Genomic DNA, 15,703 nt, shown 5'->3' on the forward strand with positions numbered 1-15,703 from the left:
TTAAGTTATCTAATAGAGTTATAAGGATTTGAGTGGTTTCCAGACAAAAAAAGAGGAGCGCTAGGCTCCTACTTTATTCATACTTTTCTGCTTTTGTTTTTTCTTCGCTTTCTTCTTGAGTTTATTAAGCCAGATAATAATACCGGTAACAGGCAGGCTGGTACCAATAAGGCAGGCCAGGAAGTAAAGGATTTTAGAAAACGTACCAAAAATCTCCCCCGTGTGTATAGGTTTGATAGATGCCGCAATTTTTTCGTTCAGGGGTTTTTCAGCATAAAGTTCAGCTTTAAGTACCTCTCCGCTGTATTGGTCAAGCTCTATTTTGTCATAAGCATAGAGGGAGAAAAAACCTTTAGGCTTACTTTTTCTGATGGAAACGGCAGCATCAGCCGAATTAGGTATTGAGATGGTATAATCACCCTCATAATTTAGTACAGATTCGCTTTTCTGTATCAGTTCAGCAATACTAAGTGCAGAGGCATTCTCTACGACTGTAGATGTTACTTTATCGCCCCCACGCTGACCAAAAACTCGAGTGCCTAGTACCTGGCTAAGTCCATCACGGTACCAGCCGAACGACCAGCACAGACCCGTAATGGCCATAACAAATAGCAGAATGCTGGCATAAAAACCTAAGGTATTATGTAGATCGTGATTTACTCTCTTCCAGTTAGCAGAGGTCTTAATTAACAATCCCTGCCTGATGTATTTGAGCTTTTTAGGAAGCCATAAAATAAGCCCGCTAATAACAAGAAATACAAAAATGATGGTAGCAACTCCTACAATGATTCTGCCCGTGCTTTGTTCCATCAGTAACCAGCGATGTAGCCTGAACATGCTCATAAAAAAGCCGGTAGCTGGCCCATCGGTACTGCCTTGCACTTCAGCAGTGTAGGGGTTTACATAATATGTAGTACCTCTACGCTCTTTTGGGTTTTCTTTAATGCTAACTTTGTATGCGGCATCTTTAGCATGCGGTATAGTGACAGAAGAAACCAAGCCGCCGGGGTTTTGCTGTAGTTTTTCAACAATAGCTTCGGTACTCATGCGCTCTTGCCCTTCAACAAAAGCCACTTTTTCTTTCTCAGGCTCCAACATGCTCTCTACTTCTGCTCTAAAGGTATAAATGGTTCCACTCAGGCAGACTAAAAAGAGTATGAGACCGCTACCTACTCCCAACCATAAATGTATATCATTAAAAAGCTTGCGAATACTGTAAGATGATTTTGCCATTGTTGATCTGAATTTTATTTAGACCAAAAATAAATAGCAAAATAGTTTTATCAATGCTACGAAGTAGAAAAAAACATAAAAGTCAAAAATAAATACTTAAATGGGCGAGAAAGTCAGCCTGTTTTCTCTCCCATTAACTTATCTTAAAGATGCATTGATGATATCTAAAGCTGCTGAACCGGGACAAAGCTCTTCCTCACGAAGCTGATTAAGAGGCTTCTCAGTAGTCTCAAGAATATGATGCAGATCTTGGCTTTTAGGATCTATATACAATAAACCAGTCAGTATTTCACCTTTGCTCTTGGCTTGCTGTATGCAGTTAACTGCCGAATCTCTGTTGGTAGGGTCCCAGTATGGGCTGAGCTTTTGTAGTTGAATTACCGAACCATCATGCAAAACTACACTGGAAGAAGAGCCCTCTTCGTACTCTACTGTAATTTCTTCTTGCTCCGGCACAAAATCTAATGTAGAGGTGGCTTCTATATGTTCGCGTACGTAGTCATAAGACTTGGTAGAGCCTGCATTGTTATTAAAAGTAACGCAGGGCGAAAGAATATCCAGTAGGGCAAAGCCTGGGTGCGACATAGCTGCTTTAATCAGGGGAACCAATTGCTTTTTGTCGCCCGAGAAACTTCGTGCTACAAAAGTAGCTCCTAACTCAAGCGAGAGGCCTACCAAATCTATAGGCTGAAAAGGGTTAACAGAGCCTGCCTTGCTTATAGAGCCGAAGTCAGCAGTAGCTGAATCCTGCCCTTTGGTAAGGCCATAACAGCCATTGTTCATGACTATATAAACCATATTTAGGTTGCGGCGTAGCACATGGCAAAACTGGCCTAAGCCGATAGAAGCTGTATCTCCATCTCCGGATACCCCCAGATAAATCAGGTCACGGTTAGCCAGGTTAGCTCCAGTAGCAATGGAAGGCATACGCCCATGTACCGAGTTGAAGCCATGAGAGTTTCCCAGAAAGTAAGTAGGAGTTTTAGAAGAACAGCCTATACCTGAGAGCTTAGCGATTTTGTGAGGCTCTACACCCATCTCATAACAGGCCTGAATGATAGCTCCACTGATAGAGTCGTGTCCGCAGCCGGCACAAAGGGTTGAAATAGCGCCTTCGTAATCTGACTTACGGAATCCAATTTTATTTTTAGGCATTCCGGGATGGCGAAATGCTGGTTTTACAAAAGTCATAGTGTCTTACTTTTATGGTTGGTATTCATGACCGGGGCTGTAGCCGGTAGCTGCTTCATAATTTGTTGAATGATGGTATCTGCTGTAATTGGCATACCATCATAATTAAGTACTGAGACTAACTTTTTAGGGTCAGTCTCTAACTCATTGATCAACAGACTACGAAACTGCTTGTCACGATTCTGTTCTATAATAAATACCTCCGTATGAGATGCCAGAAACTCTTCTACAGTAGCGTTAAAAGGAAAAGCTTTAATACGGAGCGCGTCCAGTACGATTCCTTTTTGCCGTAGCAGGGCCATAGCTTCCAGTGCGGCATAGGTAGAAGTGCCAAAGAAAAGTAAGCCCCTTTCATTTTGTTGATGATCCTGATAAAGCTCAGGTGCTGGAACATAGCTTTTGACCGTTTCCCATTTTTTTATGAGCCGATCTACAATACGTTCGTATACTGCTCCTTCTTCTGTGTAGCGAGCATACTCATCTCGCGAGGTACCCCGGGTAAAAAAGGATCCTTTGGTAGGATGGGTGCCCGGAATGGTACGGTAGCAAATTCCATCTCTATCTACATCCAGGTAGCGCCCGTACTTTTCTATTTTTTCCAGATCTTCGGCGCTTAATACTTTACCTAAATCATATTTACGCTTATCGTCCCATTTCAGCGGAGGCGACATATGGCTGTTCATACCTAAATCCAGGTCTGACATAAGAATGACGGGAGTCTGAAAACGATCAGCCAGGTCAAAAGCATCCGCAGTCATTTCAAAGCACTCTGCCGGGCTGCTGGGAAACAGCAGTACATGCTTGGTATCTCCGTGCGAAGCATAGGCCGACGATATAATATCTGATTGCTGGGTACGCGTAGGCATGCCCGTAGAAGGTCCTCCTCTTTGCACATTTACCAGTACTACCGGAATTTCAGCAAAGTAAGCTAAGCCAATAAACTCGCTCATTAGCGATACTCCCGGCCCACTGGTTGCGGTAAATGCTCGTGCGCCATTCCAGGTGGCCCCGATAACCATACCCATAGCTGATAATTCATCTTCAGCCTGCACTATGGCGTATTTCTTACGTCCGCTTGCCTCTTCTACACGAAGCTTTTTGGCATAAGTCTCAAAAGCTTTAACTACGGAAGTGGAAGGAGTAATAGGATACCAGGCTGCTACCGTAGCTCCAGCATATATTGCGCCCAGGCCCGTAGCCGAATTACCATCTATCATTATTTGGTCACCTGTATTGTCTCTTCGCTCCAGCCTAATCTCCAGCGGACACTCAAAGTGTGTACGTGCATACTGATAGCCCAGGTCCAGTGCTTTGAAATTAGGAGGAATTAGTTTCTCTTTTTTGCGAAACTGCCCTCTGATGATATCCTGAAGGACTTCTATCTCAATATCTAACAGGGCTGCCAGCGCTCCTACGTATACAATATTCTTAAAAAGTTGCTGATGACGTGGATTATCGTAATTTTCCATGCACATCTGCATCATAGGAATACCAACATAATGCACTCCTTCCCTAATATAGTCGGGGTGTAGCTTTTTAGTACTGTCATAAACAAAATAGCCCCCTTCTTTAATGGAGGCTATGTCTTTAGCGTAACTTTGTGGGTTTACGCCCACTAACAGGTCTACACCATCTCTTCTGCCGAGGTAAGCCTGTTCACTTACTCTTACCTCATACCAGGTAGGAAGACCCTGTATGTTTGATGGAAAAATATTTTTAGGTGACACGGGTATGCCCATTCTAAAGATCGCCTTGGCGAACATTTCATTGGCACTTGCCGATCCCGTTCCGTTGACATTGGCAAAACGTATGACCATGTCATTCACCACGCTCGTGCTCATCATAAGATTTTGGAAGCTTTAGTTACATTATATAAATATTTTTGCATGTCCCAGGCAGTGGTAGGGCAGCGCTCAGCGCATAAGCCGCAGTGCAGACATACATCTTCATCTTTTACCATCACTCTCTGGGTGGGAAGGACATCGGATACATATAGGGCTTGCGATTTATTGTCAGCAGGGGCGTTCAGGCGAGAGCGCAGCTCATCTTCCTCTCCATTTACAGTAAAGGTAATGCATGTGGTGGGGCAGATATCTACACAGGCGTCACACTCTATGCAGGCTTTTTCTGTAAAAATGGTTTGTACATCGCAGTTAAGGCAGCGCTGTGCTTCTTTATAGCCAGTAGGCTCATCAAAACCCAGCTCCACTTCTATCTTTCGGTTGGTCAATGTAAGGGTTTTCTGTTCATGGGGAACGGGGTAGCGCTTATCAATCACTACTGGGCTGTCATAACTCCACTCGTGTATGCCCATCTTCTGGCGCACCAGATTGGTCATGGGCGAGGGCCTGTCCAGCACATCTTTGCCCTGACAGTACTGATGGATAGAGATAGCTGCCTGATGACCATGAGCAGCAGCGGTAATGATATTTTCAGGGCCAAATGCAGCATCACCACCAAAAAATACTTTTGGCAAGGTAGACTGAAAAGTAATTTTGTTTAATACCGGCAGGTCCCATTTACCAAACTCAATGCCGAGATCACGTTCAATCCAGGGAAAAGCATTATCCTGACCTATGGCTATGATTACATCATCTGCCTCAATAAACTCATCGGGCTCGCCGGTAGGTACTAGTTTACGCCTGCCATTTTCGTCATACTCTGCCCGTACTTTACCAAAAAGTACACCTTTAAGCCTGCCTTCTTCTACCACAAACTCTTTAGGAGGCATATTATTGAAGATAGGAATGTCTTCTGCCTGTGCGTCAGCAATCTCCCAGGGTGAGGCTTTCATTTCGTTAAAGGGGCTACGCACAACTACTGTTACCTGCTCTCCCCCTAGGCGGCGAGAGGTACGGCAGCAGTCCATAGCGGTATTGCCACCACCCAGCACAATTACTTTTTTGCCAATTTTGTTTACATGCCCAAATGCAACATTGGCTAGAAACTCAATCCCTATATGTATATTTTTATGGGCAATATCACTTCCTGGTAGCTCAAGGTCTCTGCCCCTTGGTGCTCCAGTGCCTACAAAAATGGCATCATAGTCTTTAGCCAGCATTTCCTTCATGCTGCTTACGTAGTGGTTAAAATGGGTGTGTATACCCATATCAGTAATGTAGCCTACTTCTTCGTCCAGTACTTCTTCAGGTAGGCGAAAGGCGGGTATTTGTGTGCGCATCATTCCTCCACCTTTGTTCCATTCATCGTAAAGGTGTATTTCATAGCCCAGTGGTGCCAGGTCTCGTGCTACAGTCAGAGAGGCAGGTCCTCCCCCTATAAGTGCCACTTTTTTACCATTCTTTTGTTCGGGAATTTTCGGCATCAGCTGGCGAACCTCGCCTTTATGGTCTGCGGCCACTCGTTTAAGGCGGCAGATCGCTACCGGCTCTTCATCTTCCAGGCGGCCACGGCGGCAGGCCGGTTCGCAGGGGCGGTCGCAGGTGCGGCCGAGTATACCCGGAAATACATTAGATTCCCAGTTTACCATATACGCGTCGGTATAGCGCCCGGCCGCAATTAAACGGATGTACTCCGGTACCGGAGTGTGTGCAGGGCAGGCATACTGACAATCCACCACTTTATGAAAATACTCAGGGTCGTTGGTATCAGTAGGTTTCAAGCTTGTTGTGTTTAGTGTAGAAATCAGATATTCAGATAAGAAATTAGTAAAGAATAAGGCAAAAGGGAAGTAAACTTTGTGAAATTTGAAATAATAGGTAGGTGGTATTCACGGGAGGCAGAATAGTACTATTCCTTTTAGTAAAATAATTTCTTAAGAAGAAAAAATTTTAGGAGCTCTTTTTCCTTGTATTCAGGCTAAAATTGACTTTTTTTCTGTGACATATCCTATGGATTTATCATCTTAAGGTGCGCTAATATTATAAGCAGCGGCTATATTTTTATCTGTTAACAACATGCCCGATACCACTACCAATAAAAGCTCTTCGGAACGACAACAAGATAATCTTTTTGAGAGAGGAGGAGAAATGGGTGCGCTCATCAGAGCATATAACTGGAGCAAGCACCCTATGGGAGAGCCTGGAAGCTGGCCTCAAAGCTTGACTACAGGCTTAAGGATTATGCTGGAGTCTGCCTATCCCATGTTTATCTGGTGGTCCAGTGAGTTATACATGTTTCATAACGATCCGTACCTGCCTGCACTAGGCAAAAAGCACCCTGAAGCTCTGGGGGCAAAAGCCCGGGAGATGTGGTCAGAAATATGGGAGCAGATAGGCCAGGTGGTAGAGGATATTCTTGCTGAAGGAAAAAAATTCTATGCCGAAGACCTATTAATGTTTTTGGAACGTAAAGGTTTTCCTGAAGAAACTTACTGGACATTTTCTTACAGCCCTATGCCTAATGATGATGGTAGCGTAGGTGGTGTTTTTTGTGCCTGTAGTGAGGTGAGCGGTAAAGTAATTGGTGAGAGACGGCTTAAAACCTTAAAAGATATTGGCGATATACGAGCGCAGCTATATGGAGAAAAGGATGTTTGCCAGGTTATCTGCGATTTACTTACGGCAAACGTTCATGATATTCCCTATGGACTAATCTATTTGCTAAACGATCAAAAAGATAAGGCTTACCTTAACGGCCGTACGCTAGGCGTACCTAAAGAAAGAGCACCTGGGCTGGTCCCTATTGATGAGGAAAGCGGAGCAGGCAGGCTTTTCTCTACCATACTGCAAAGCCAGTCCCAACTGCTGGTAAGCAGCGCTGAGGTAGAAAGAATTATTGATGATAATGTAGCAGACCTCTGGTCAGAAAGAACTTCAGATGCTATCCATACGGTGGTAATCCCAATTGTAAAGCCAGGTAAGGGCGAAACCCACGGGTTTTTTATACTGGGAGTAAGCCCAAAACTGGAGTACGATGCCGACTATCAAAATTTTCATAATCTGCTTGCCGGGCAAGTAGCTACTACTCTTGCCAGTGTAGAGGTGTTAGAAGAAGAGCGGCGGAGGTCTGAAGCATTGGCAGAAATTGATAAAGCCAAAACCGTTTTTTTTAGTAACATCAGTCATGAGTTTCGGACGCCTCTTACTCTTATGCTGGGGCCTCTGGAAGATATACTAAAAAATAAGCCGGACCCCATGCTGCGTGAGCAACTGTTACGTGTACAGCGTAACGGGCAGCGTATGCTCAAACTGGTAAATACCCTGCTGGAATTTTCTCGTATGGAAGCTGGACGCGTACAGGCCCGCTTTCAACCTTTAGATCTGGCCCAGCTTACTACAGAACTGAGTAGCGTATTTCGTTCAGCTATAGAAAAAGAAGGACTTCAACTGGAAGTAGACTGTCCTCCCTTACCTCAACCTGTCTATGTAGACGCGCGTATGTGGGAGCGCATTATCTTTAATTTACTCTCTAACGCTCTTAAGTTTACTTTTAAAGGTAAAATAAGTGTGCGGCTTTTTCAGGAGGAAGATAAGGTGGTATTGCAGGTTGCGGATAGTGGCACAGGAATTCCGGCAGAAGAATTACCACACCTATTTTCGCGCTTTCATCGCATAGAAGGTGCCAGAAGCCGCACTCACGAGGGGTCAGGTATAGGCCTGGCTATGGTAAGTGAGCTGGCTGGCTTACATGCTGGCAGCGTAGAGGTAGAAAGTACAGAAGGTGCAGGTACTACTTTTTCTATTTACCTGCCAGTAGGCAAAAGCCACCTGCCAGAAGAGCAGATAGTAGAAAACAATAGTCAGGCAGGAAGCCCTTTACCGCATAGCTATTCCCCGGAAGAATACCTAAACTGGCTGGATCAGCAGGAAATAAACCAATTCTCTGCTACAGCCCAGCCTGGTGCTGATGTATACGAAAATAAATATGCTGAGGAACCGACAGCCCGCCTTTTGTTGGTAGATGATAATGCAGATATGCGTGCCTACCTCTCTCAGATACTTGCAGAAGAATATGAGGTAATGTCAGCTTCCAACGGGCAGGAAGCCTGGAAGATTATCCAAAAAGAGCTGCCCGATCTGGTTATTTCTGATGTTATGATGCCAGTAATGAATGGCATAGAACTAGTGCAAAAAGTTCGCTCTCAGGAGGTAAGTCGTACCATACCTGTGATCCTCCTCTCTGCCCGGGCCGGTGAAGATGCTCAGGTAGAGGGCATAGAAGCTGGCGCGGATGATTACCTGACCAAGCCCTTTAGTGTAAATGCGCTTAAAGCTCGGGTGCGGACCAACCTTAAGCTTACACGCCTCTACCAGGCACTTAACAAACAAGAACAGGAAGCACGTAGTGAGGCCGAACGTCAGCAAGCACGTTTGCTGGAGCTTTTCAGTCAGGCGCCAGTAGCCATAGGTGTACTCAAGGGTAAAGAACATATAGTAGAAGTTGCTAACCCTGCTATATGTCAGTACTGGGGAAGAACAGCTGAAGAACTGCTAGACAAGCCCTTATTTAATGTGCTTACCGAAGTAAAAAGCCAGGTTTTCTCAGAGTTGCTAGATCAGGTATTTGATAGCGGTGAGCCCTATGTCGGAAGTGAAATGCCTGCCCAGCTCATGCATGAGGGTAAGCTGCTAGAGTCATATTTCAATTTTGTCTACCACCCCTGGAAAGACGAAGAAGGTAAAGTGACAGGTATTATTGTAGTGGCAACAGATGTCAGTGAGCAGGTAAGGGTGCGTAAAGAGCTGGAAGATAAACATGAAGAACTGCTGAAGATCAATTCTGATCTGGATAATTTTATCTATATGGCCTCTCACGATCTTAAAGCGCCCATCACTAATATAGAAAGCCTGATGACAGCTCTGAACAAGCTCTTATCGCCCGAAAAGATAAATTTTCAGCGTACCGGAAAAATTATGGAGATGGTAGAAAAATCTATCCACCGGTTTAAAGCTACTATCACCGATCTGTCTGAAGTAGCCCGTATACAGCGCGAAGACCATAATAAGCCAGCAGAAGAGGTAAACCTAAAAGAAATACTGGAAGAAGTACTTTTAGATCTGGCACCCTTTATACAAAAAGATGATGTAACACTGGATATTGATATTGCGAACTGCAAAAGCTTACGTTTCTCTGCAAAAAACCTGCGGAGTGTAGTATATAACTTACTTTCTAATGCTATTAAGTACCGCTCGCCCGATAGAAAACCGCATATAGATATCAGCTGCCAGAGCTCGGGAGAGCAGTTGCAGTTAAGCATTTCAGACAATGGACTAGGGCTGAGTCCAGAAGATCAGAAGGAGCTTTTTACAATGTTTAAACGTTTTCATAGCCATGTAGATGGTACGGGTGTAGGTCTCTCAATAGTAAAAAAGATAGTGGAAAATGCCGGAGGTACGATAGAGGTAGAAAGCGAACTGGGTAAGGGTACCAGCTTTCACATATTCTTTAAGGCATAAAAAAATGCAACTCTCCGTCACCTGACAGATAGTTGCACTATTGTTGTCGAATGAAGTCTCCTCCAATTCGGCTATGCTGATTTATTCTCAATTTAAGTATTTAAATGTTCTTAAAAAAAGAATGAAAGCTTAAATTATCAGATTGTTTAAAGTATTATATAGGATACAGAAAAAATGATACTGGCATGATACCAGTAGAAGCAGGTAAGTATTTGCTAATAGTCAAGAATGGAGTTTTTGAAAATTCATTCGTGGGAGTTGCATGATTCTCTTATCTTTGCGCCACGGTTCCGTAGTAGAATGGATACTACGTGGGTCTCCGGAACCCAAGATGCAGGTTCGATTCCTGCCGGAACCACAATAACCTCAAGCAATGACCTGTAATTGTTTGAGGTTTTTTTTAAGCATAGTTCCATAAAAGTCTTCTAAAACTGATTTTGAAAAAAAAATACTGATTGTTCTCTCAGAGGTAAAATATTAGTGTTTATCTCTACCATTGTTTCAAAACTTTGTACCCTCAAAGAATCTAATATGTTTAAAGTGACAGCTAAAGTTCCAAAGAATACCTCTTTAGATAGTGACTTTACTTATTGGAAGTCTACGCTTTATGAATATCATTCTTTTAATGAGAGATTTAAAGAATTACAATGAGACAGTTATAAAAAAAATAGCAGGTATAAAAGGCAATGTTTGATCACCTGATTCATACCTACTTACCATTAAAGATATTTTTCCGCTAGTCTGTTAAAACTGCTAACAATTTGAAAGGATAGAAATCCCTCGTTTCAGGGGGCTATTTTGTTTAGGAATAACAACTACCAACTTTAATAAAGCCTTCTCTTAACAATCTGCCAGGAATTTAGTAATATCCTACCTGATACATGTACAACAATCTAAACTGACGAAAAAATGAACGCTAAATTGTGCACGCTGGCGCTATTGGCTGTGCTAATGAGCTTTACCCAGGCTAAAGAGCCTAAAATGAAAAAGATCTTCAATGGCAAAAACCTTAAAGGCTGGGTAATTCCGGAAAACAACATCTGGTGGGCGGCGGAGGATGGAGTGCTCACGGCCAAAAGTGGTCCCGAGCAAAAAGGCTCTATCCTCTGGACAAAAAAACAATATACAGATTTTATAGTGCAGGCTGAGTTTAAGATGGGAGAAGGAACCGTAGACTCTGGAATTTTCCTTAGAGCAGAAAATCAGCAGATACAAATTGGTATTTCAGGCTCTCTGAAAAGAGACATGACTGCCTCGCCCTACATCCCCGGCAAAGGCTACCCCGTAGAGGCGGATAATGTTAAAAATCTACTCAAAAAAGATGGTTGGAATAGCATGAAGGTAAAGGCCGAAGCTAATAAGTACACGGTATGGCTTAATGGTGAGGAGGTAATGAACTACACCTCCGAGGATGCTATTGAAGAAGGGCCAATCGGGCTTCAGCTTCATCCTGGTAGAGAGATGGCAATAGAGTTTCGCGAGATTATGGTAGCAGAGATTTAGAACCTGATTGTTAATTTTATAGACCTCCGGAAGTGATGCATAGCCATAACTTCCGGTTTTTTTTGGTATAAAGCTCAAAACATTTCCGTTAACTGGCAAGATAGTATAGAAGCATACCTGCTTATACTTATGCTGCAAAGCTGTGGCAGCATATCAGGTATGCTCATGCTGATTTTGAAGACGGACATAAACAGTCTTACCACTAACTTTTTAATATATGTGCTTACACACCAATATTTGTTATAAATTATTCATTTTGATGCTGGGCATAAGTCTGATTGCCTGCTCCAGAAGTACTACCCAGATTACCGCTTCGTGGAAGAGTGACGAACTGAAGAAGGAAAAAGAGTATAACAATATTTTTGTTGCTACGCTGAGCCGAAATATGGAGGCTAAAGAAGTCGTAGAGGGTCAGCTTGCCGCCCTGCTGGAGCAGAGAGGACTAGAGGCTACTCCCAGTATAGAGATATTTCCTGAAAACTTTGCCGCTAACTATGCCGAAGAAGAAAACGAAATATTGAAGAAAGTAAGGGATAGCGGCCATGACGCCATCCTTACCGTTTCATTAGTAGATCAGGAAAGTGAAAACCGCTATGTGCCGGGTAATGACACTTACGCCCCGGCAGTAGCTTTCAGCTATTACGATAAGTTTCATACCTATTATTCATACAACTACAATGAGATTTATACGCCGGGCTACTATGCGCTAGACAGAGTGTATTACCTGGAAACTAATCTGTACGACGCGGAGAGTGAGCAGTTAGTGTGGTCTGCCCAGTCCGACACATATAATCCTGGTAACATAGACACCTTTGCAGAAGACCTTTCAGAGGCAATTGTAGATCAACTGAGGAAAGAAAGCCTGATTAAAGGCGAAGTACAGTAGATTTTGCTCTGGCTTTTATAGCTGAGGGTTAGCTTCCTGCACGCAACGGAAGCCCAGATGCTCCTGGCCAGAGTCTGTAGCAGTCGCCATACGTGCGCTGGGGCGATAGTTACTACAATACTCCTGACTGCAAAGAAAAGAGCCTCCTTTGGTTACTCTCTTTTCTGCCATTGGTTCTGCCGGGTCGTAACTGGACTCTGGTCCTGTAGGGTTTTTACAAACGGCCATACCCGTAAGTTTATTCTGCGCATGAGTATCCGGGCGGTAGAAATCTGCACTCCACTCCCACACATTGCCGATCATATCATAAAGTCCGTAGCCATTTGGTTTGTAGCTTTTTACGGGTGCTGCCCCTGCGAAACCATCCTGGCCACTGTTGTTGTAAGGAAAATTACCCTGAAAGAAATTAGCAAGGTAGCGCCCATTGGGCATGAGCTCATCTCCCCAGGCAAAGGGTTGGTTTGCACTACCACCGCGCGAGGCGTACTCCCACTCTGCTTCGGTAGGTAGGCGTTTACCTGCCCACTCGGCATAGGCCTGGGCATCTTCATAGGCAATGTGTACTACGGGGTAGTTATCTTTGCCTTCAATATTACTACCTGGGCCCTGCGGGTGGCGCCAGTTTGCTCCGGTCTGCCATGCCCACCAGCGCGAGTAGTCATCTAAAGGGACAGCCTGATGTGGAGGGGCAAAAATGAGAGAGCCAGGCTGAAGCATATGTTCCGGAGGACGTGGTGTGCCTGGAGGAACCTGCTTCTTTAATTCTTCCCAGTCAATGGGGCGCTCAGCTACGGTAACATAGCCGGTAGCTTCTACAAACTCTCTAAATTCAGCGTTGGTTACCTCTGTTTCATCCATCCAGAAGCCAGAGACTTCTACAGTATATTCGGGGCCTTCATTATGTGTAGCGCCGGCATCTTCACTTCCCATGACAAAACGGCCTCCCGGTACCCAAACCATACCTTCAGGTTGTTCTCCCGGAGGAGGAGACTGCTGATTTGTGTTAGTGGTGTTGGCTTCCTGAGCACTAGCATTGGAGTTTTGTTTGGACTGGCTATCGCAGCTGCTAAATAAGACAGTAGAAAGCCCCAGTAAAGAAATGAAAGTTAAGGTACGTAGTTTCTGGTGATGCATCGCTAATTTTTCTTAAACTTAAAAGCTTGACCATCAGGCTAAAAGCGCCTGTAAAATTAAGCAGGCTACAATCTAAGCATTATCCTCTGCACAGAAAAGCTTTAGCATCTTCAATTTCTTCATTAATAGTAAGCATTACTTTATTAGGTAGTTAAGTCCATACTGCAAATGCCTGTAGCTGAGTTTGACGTTTTGTGAATAATAAGATTAAAATACTGTGTTAATACTTATTTTTTTGGAAACATCTGTTACGGTTTTTTCTTTATATTAGACTAGAGATTAATACTTGTACTACCGACACAACCTAAGATGAACAGTGTTGCATCCAGCCACTCCCGCCGACACTTTTTGAAAACCGCGGCTCTTTCTACAGCAGCAGTATGTAGTACTACTCCTTTGCCTGTCCTTTCACCAAAAGAAAGGATATACAGGACCATACCTAGTAGTGGAGAGCAGATTCCTGCAATAGGCATGGGGTCATGGCTGACCTTTGATGTGGGTAATTCCGAAGTGCAGCGCCAGCCTATGCGGCAGGTACTAGATACATTTGTTTCCTTAGGAAGTGGTATGATAGACAGCTCGCCTATGTACGGGCGCTCCCAGCAAGTAATTGGAGAACTGGCCGCCGAGCTCGGAGTAACAGAAAAATTGTGGGTAGCTACCAAAGTTTGGACGCATGGCGAACAGGCTGGAAAAAACCAGATTGAAGAGTCTGTTAAGCTCTTTAAAAAATGGCCCAGACTGGAGCAGATACACAATATCCGGGACTACAAAACCCATATACAGACTCTCAGAAAACTCAAAGAAAAAGGCAGGCTTAAGTATGTGGGTGTAACGCATTATGTGGATAGCGCACATGACGATCTTGCCAAGTTGGTGCGGGATGAAAAGCTGGATTTTATTCAGATTAACCTTTCAGTACGCTCTACTGCCGCTGAAGATTATCTGCTGCCTCTTGCCGCAGACAAAGGGGTAGCCGTAATTATTAACCAGCCTTTTGAGACCAAAGCGCTTTTTCGTACCGTAGAGGGGGTAAACCTACCTCCCTGGGCAAAAACATGGGATATCGCCAACTGGGCGTCTTTCTTTTTAAAATACATTATCTCAAACCCAAATGTAAGTTGCGCTATACCAGCTACTACTCAGGTGGCTCATGTAAAAGAAAACATGGCAGCAGGTTATGCTCCCTTGCCGGATGAGACTATCCGTAAAAAAATGAAAGCTTATTATAAACTACATACACAATGATCAACCGCCGGAAATTTTTAGCGCAATCTTTAACCGGAGCTTCTGGGCTGGCGCTCAGTACTTCGGCTTTTTCAAATATCATTATTCCACAGCAGAACAAAAAGCTGGGCGTTGCCCTGGTAGGGCTGGGCTACTATAGCACCGATGTGCTGGCTCCTGCCCTGCAACAAACTGAGCACTGTGAGCTAAGAGGAATTGTAACCGGTACACCCGCCAAAGCGGAACAGTGGAAGAAGCAGTATAATATACCTGATAAAAATATTTATAACTACGAGACCATAGGTCAGGTGGCTAATAACTCGGACATAGATGTTATATATGTGGTGCTTCCTCCCTCTATGCATGCCGAATATAGCATACGTGCTGCGCAGGCAGGTAAGCATGTGTGGTGCGAGAAACCTATGGCCATGACGGTAGAAGAGTGCCAGAATATGATAGATGCCTGTAATAAAAATAAAGTGAAGCTTAGCATTGGCTACCGATTACAGCATGAGCCTAATACACAGCAGATAATAGCATTTACCAAAAACCAGGCCTACGGGAAAGTACAAAATGTAGAAGCTGCCGCAGGCTATCGTGATAATAGAACAGACCATTGGAAGCAGAAAAAAGAAATGGGAGGCGGTGCTATGTACGATATGGGAGTATATCCGCTAAATGCCGCACGCTACTCTACTCAAATGGAGCCTATAGCTGTTACCGCACGAGCTTCTACTGATCGTCCGGAAATTTACCACGAAGTAGAAGAGACTATGGAGTTTGATCTGGAGTTTCCTGGTGGCGTTAAGGCTCAATGTATGACCACCTTTGGTAAAAGTGTAAACCGTTTGATGGTTAACTGTAGTGATGGCTGGTACAAACTGGAGCCTTTTCAAGGGTACAGTGGTATTAAGGGAGAAACCAGCGATGGCAAAATTCTGAATGAGCGTATACCCAATCAGCAGGCAAAGCAGATGGACGATGATGCATTGGCTATCATTAACAACAAAGCAGTATTGGTTCCTGGCGAAGAGGGTTTGAAAGATATACGCGTTGTAGAAGCAGTTTATCGTTCTGTGGCACAGAAAGATAAAGTAGCTATATCTTAGCTAGGCAGGGCGTGTGTATGCATGCCCCCTACACCCCCTAGTGTTCAGAAAGAAATGAAGCA

The 15,703-nt window shown here is 44.1% G+C and carries 10 protein-coding genes and 1 tRNA gene; 6 read left to right on the forward strand and 5 right to left on the reverse strand.

What is annotated here, in order from left to right; all coding sequences use genetic code 11:
* Nucleotides 1-60 precede the first annotated feature (60 nt).
* The 4 genes from PZB74_RS08085 to PZB74_RS08100 form a co-directional block, all read right to left on the reverse strand.
* Nucleotides 61-1,233, reverse strand: a complete 1,173-nt coding sequence (locus PZB74_RS08085) for a PepSY-associated TM helix domain-containing protein (RefSeq protein WP_302242008.1) — start codon at nt 1,231-1,233, stop codon at nt 61-63.
* A 138-nt stretch (nt 1,234-1,371) separates the two neighbouring features.
* Nucleotides 1,372-2,424: a 2-oxoacid:ferredoxin oxidoreductase subunit beta gene (locus tag PZB74_RS08090; protein ID WP_302242009.1), complete on the reverse strand. Its 1,053-nt coding sequence runs from the start codon at nt 2,422-2,424 to the stop codon at nt 1,372-1,374.
* Nucleotides 2,421-4,268 (reverse strand): 2-oxoacid:acceptor oxidoreductase subunit alpha, encoded by a 1,848-nt coding sequence (locus PZB74_RS08095; RefSeq protein ID WP_436837124.1) that lies wholly within the window; start codon nt 4,266-4,268, stop codon nt 2,421-2,423. Before PZB74_RS08095 ends, PZB74_RS08090 begins: the two co-directional genes overlap by 4 nt.
* Nucleotides 4,265-6,046: an FAD-dependent oxidoreductase gene (locus PZB74_RS08100; protein ID WP_302242010.1), complete on the reverse strand. Its 1,782-nt coding sequence runs from the start codon at nt 6,044-6,046 to the stop codon at nt 4,265-4,267. Before PZB74_RS08100 ends, PZB74_RS08095 begins: the two co-directional genes overlap by 4 nt.
* Nucleotides 6,047-6,341: 295 nt before the next feature.
* Here PZB74_RS08100 and PZB74_RS08105 point away from each other — a divergent pair, with 295 nt between their 5' ends.
* The 4 genes from PZB74_RS08105 (at nt 6,342) to PZB74_RS08120 (ending at nt 12,171) form a co-directional block, all read left to right on the forward strand.
* Complete coding sequence (locus PZB74_RS08105; RefSeq protein ID WP_302242011.1) at nt 6,342-9,782, forward strand: ATP-binding protein; 3,441 nt, start codon at nt 6,342-6,344, stop codon at nt 9,780-9,782.
* Nucleotides 9,783-10,068: 286 nt separating this feature from the next.
* A tRNA-Arg gene (locus PZB74_RS08110) sits at nt 10,069-10,140 on the forward strand.
* A gap of 551 nt (nt 10,141-10,691) precedes the next feature.
* Entirely contained in the window at nt 10,692-11,285 is a 594-nt protein-coding gene (locus PZB74_RS08115; protein WP_302242012.1) for a 3-keto-disaccharide hydrolase, read from the forward strand.
* Between the two features lie 259 nt (nt 11,286-11,544).
* Nucleotides 11,545-12,171 carry a hypothetical protein gene (locus PZB74_RS08120; protein ID WP_302242013.1) on the forward strand — a complete coding sequence of 209 codons (627 nt, stop codon included), beginning with the start codon at nt 11,545-11,547 and terminating at the stop codon, nt 12,169-12,171.
* A gap of 15 nt (nt 12,172-12,186) precedes the next feature.
* On the opposite strand, the gene PZB74_RS08125 is transcribed toward PZB74_RS08120, so the two are convergent.
* Entirely contained in the window at nt 12,187-13,305 is a 1,119-nt protein-coding gene (locus PZB74_RS08125) for a formylglycine-generating enzyme family protein (RefSeq protein ID WP_302242014.1), read from the reverse strand.
* A gap of 309 nt (nt 13,306-13,614) precedes the next feature.
* Here PZB74_RS08125 and PZB74_RS08130 point away from each other — a divergent pair, with 309 nt between their 5' ends.
* Together PZB74_RS08130 and PZB74_RS08135 are read left to right on the forward strand one after the other, a co-directional pair.
* A complete protein-coding gene (locus PZB74_RS08130) occupies nt 13,615-14,553 on the forward strand; it encodes an aldo/keto reductase (RefSeq protein WP_302242030.1) in 939 nt (312 codons plus the stop codon).
* Nucleotides 14,550-15,641: a Gfo/Idh/MocA family protein gene (locus PZB74_RS08135; protein ID WP_302242031.1), complete on the forward strand. Its 1,092-nt coding sequence runs from the start codon at nt 14,550-14,552 to the stop codon at nt 15,639-15,641. Before PZB74_RS08130 ends, PZB74_RS08135 begins: the two co-directional genes overlap by 4 nt.
* Nucleotides 15,642-15,703: the final 62 nt, after the last annotated feature.

The sequence above is a fragment of the Porifericola rhodea genome (assembly GCF_030506305.1).
In the GTDB taxonomy this organism is placed as follows: domain Bacteria; phylum Bacteroidota; class Bacteroidia; order Cytophagales; family Cyclobacteriaceae; genus Catalinimonas; species Catalinimonas rhodea.

Bases quoted from the DNA above. Each gene is read 5' to 3' on its own strand.
- PZB74_RS08085 (WP_302242008.1), bottom strand. From the start codon at position 1,233: ATGGCAAAATCATCTTACAGTATTCGCAAGCTTTTTAATGATATACAT.
- PZB74_RS08090 (WP_302242009.1), bottom strand. From the start codon at position 2,424: ATGACTTTTGTAAAACCAGCATTTCGCCATCCCGGAATGCCTAAAAAT.
- PZB74_RS08095 (WP_436837124.1), bottom strand. From the start codon at position 4,268: ATGATGAGCACGAGCGTGGTGAATGACATGGTCATACGTTTTGCCAAT.
- PZB74_RS08105 (WP_302242011.1), top strand. From the start codon at position 6,342: ATGCCCGATACCACTACCAATAAAAGCTCTTCGGAACGACAACAAGAT.
- PZB74_RS08115 (WP_302242012.1), top strand. From the start codon at position 10,692: ATGAACGCTAAATTGTGCACGCTGGCGCTATTGGCTGTGCTAATGAGC.
- PZB74_RS08120 (WP_302242013.1), top strand. From the start codon at position 11,545: ATGCTGGGCATAAGTCTGATTGCCTGCTCCAGAAGTACTACCCAGATT.
- PZB74_RS08125 (WP_302242014.1), bottom strand. From the start codon at position 13,305: ATGCATCACCAGAAACTACGTACCTTAACTTTCATTTCTTTACTGGGG.
- PZB74_RS08130 (WP_302242030.1), top strand. From the start codon at position 13,615: ATGAACAGTGTTGCATCCAGCCACTCCCGCCGACACTTTTTGAAAACC.
- PZB74_RS08135 (WP_302242031.1), top strand. From the start codon at position 14,550: ATGATCAACCGCCGGAAATTTTTAGCGCAATCTTTAACCGGAGCTTCT.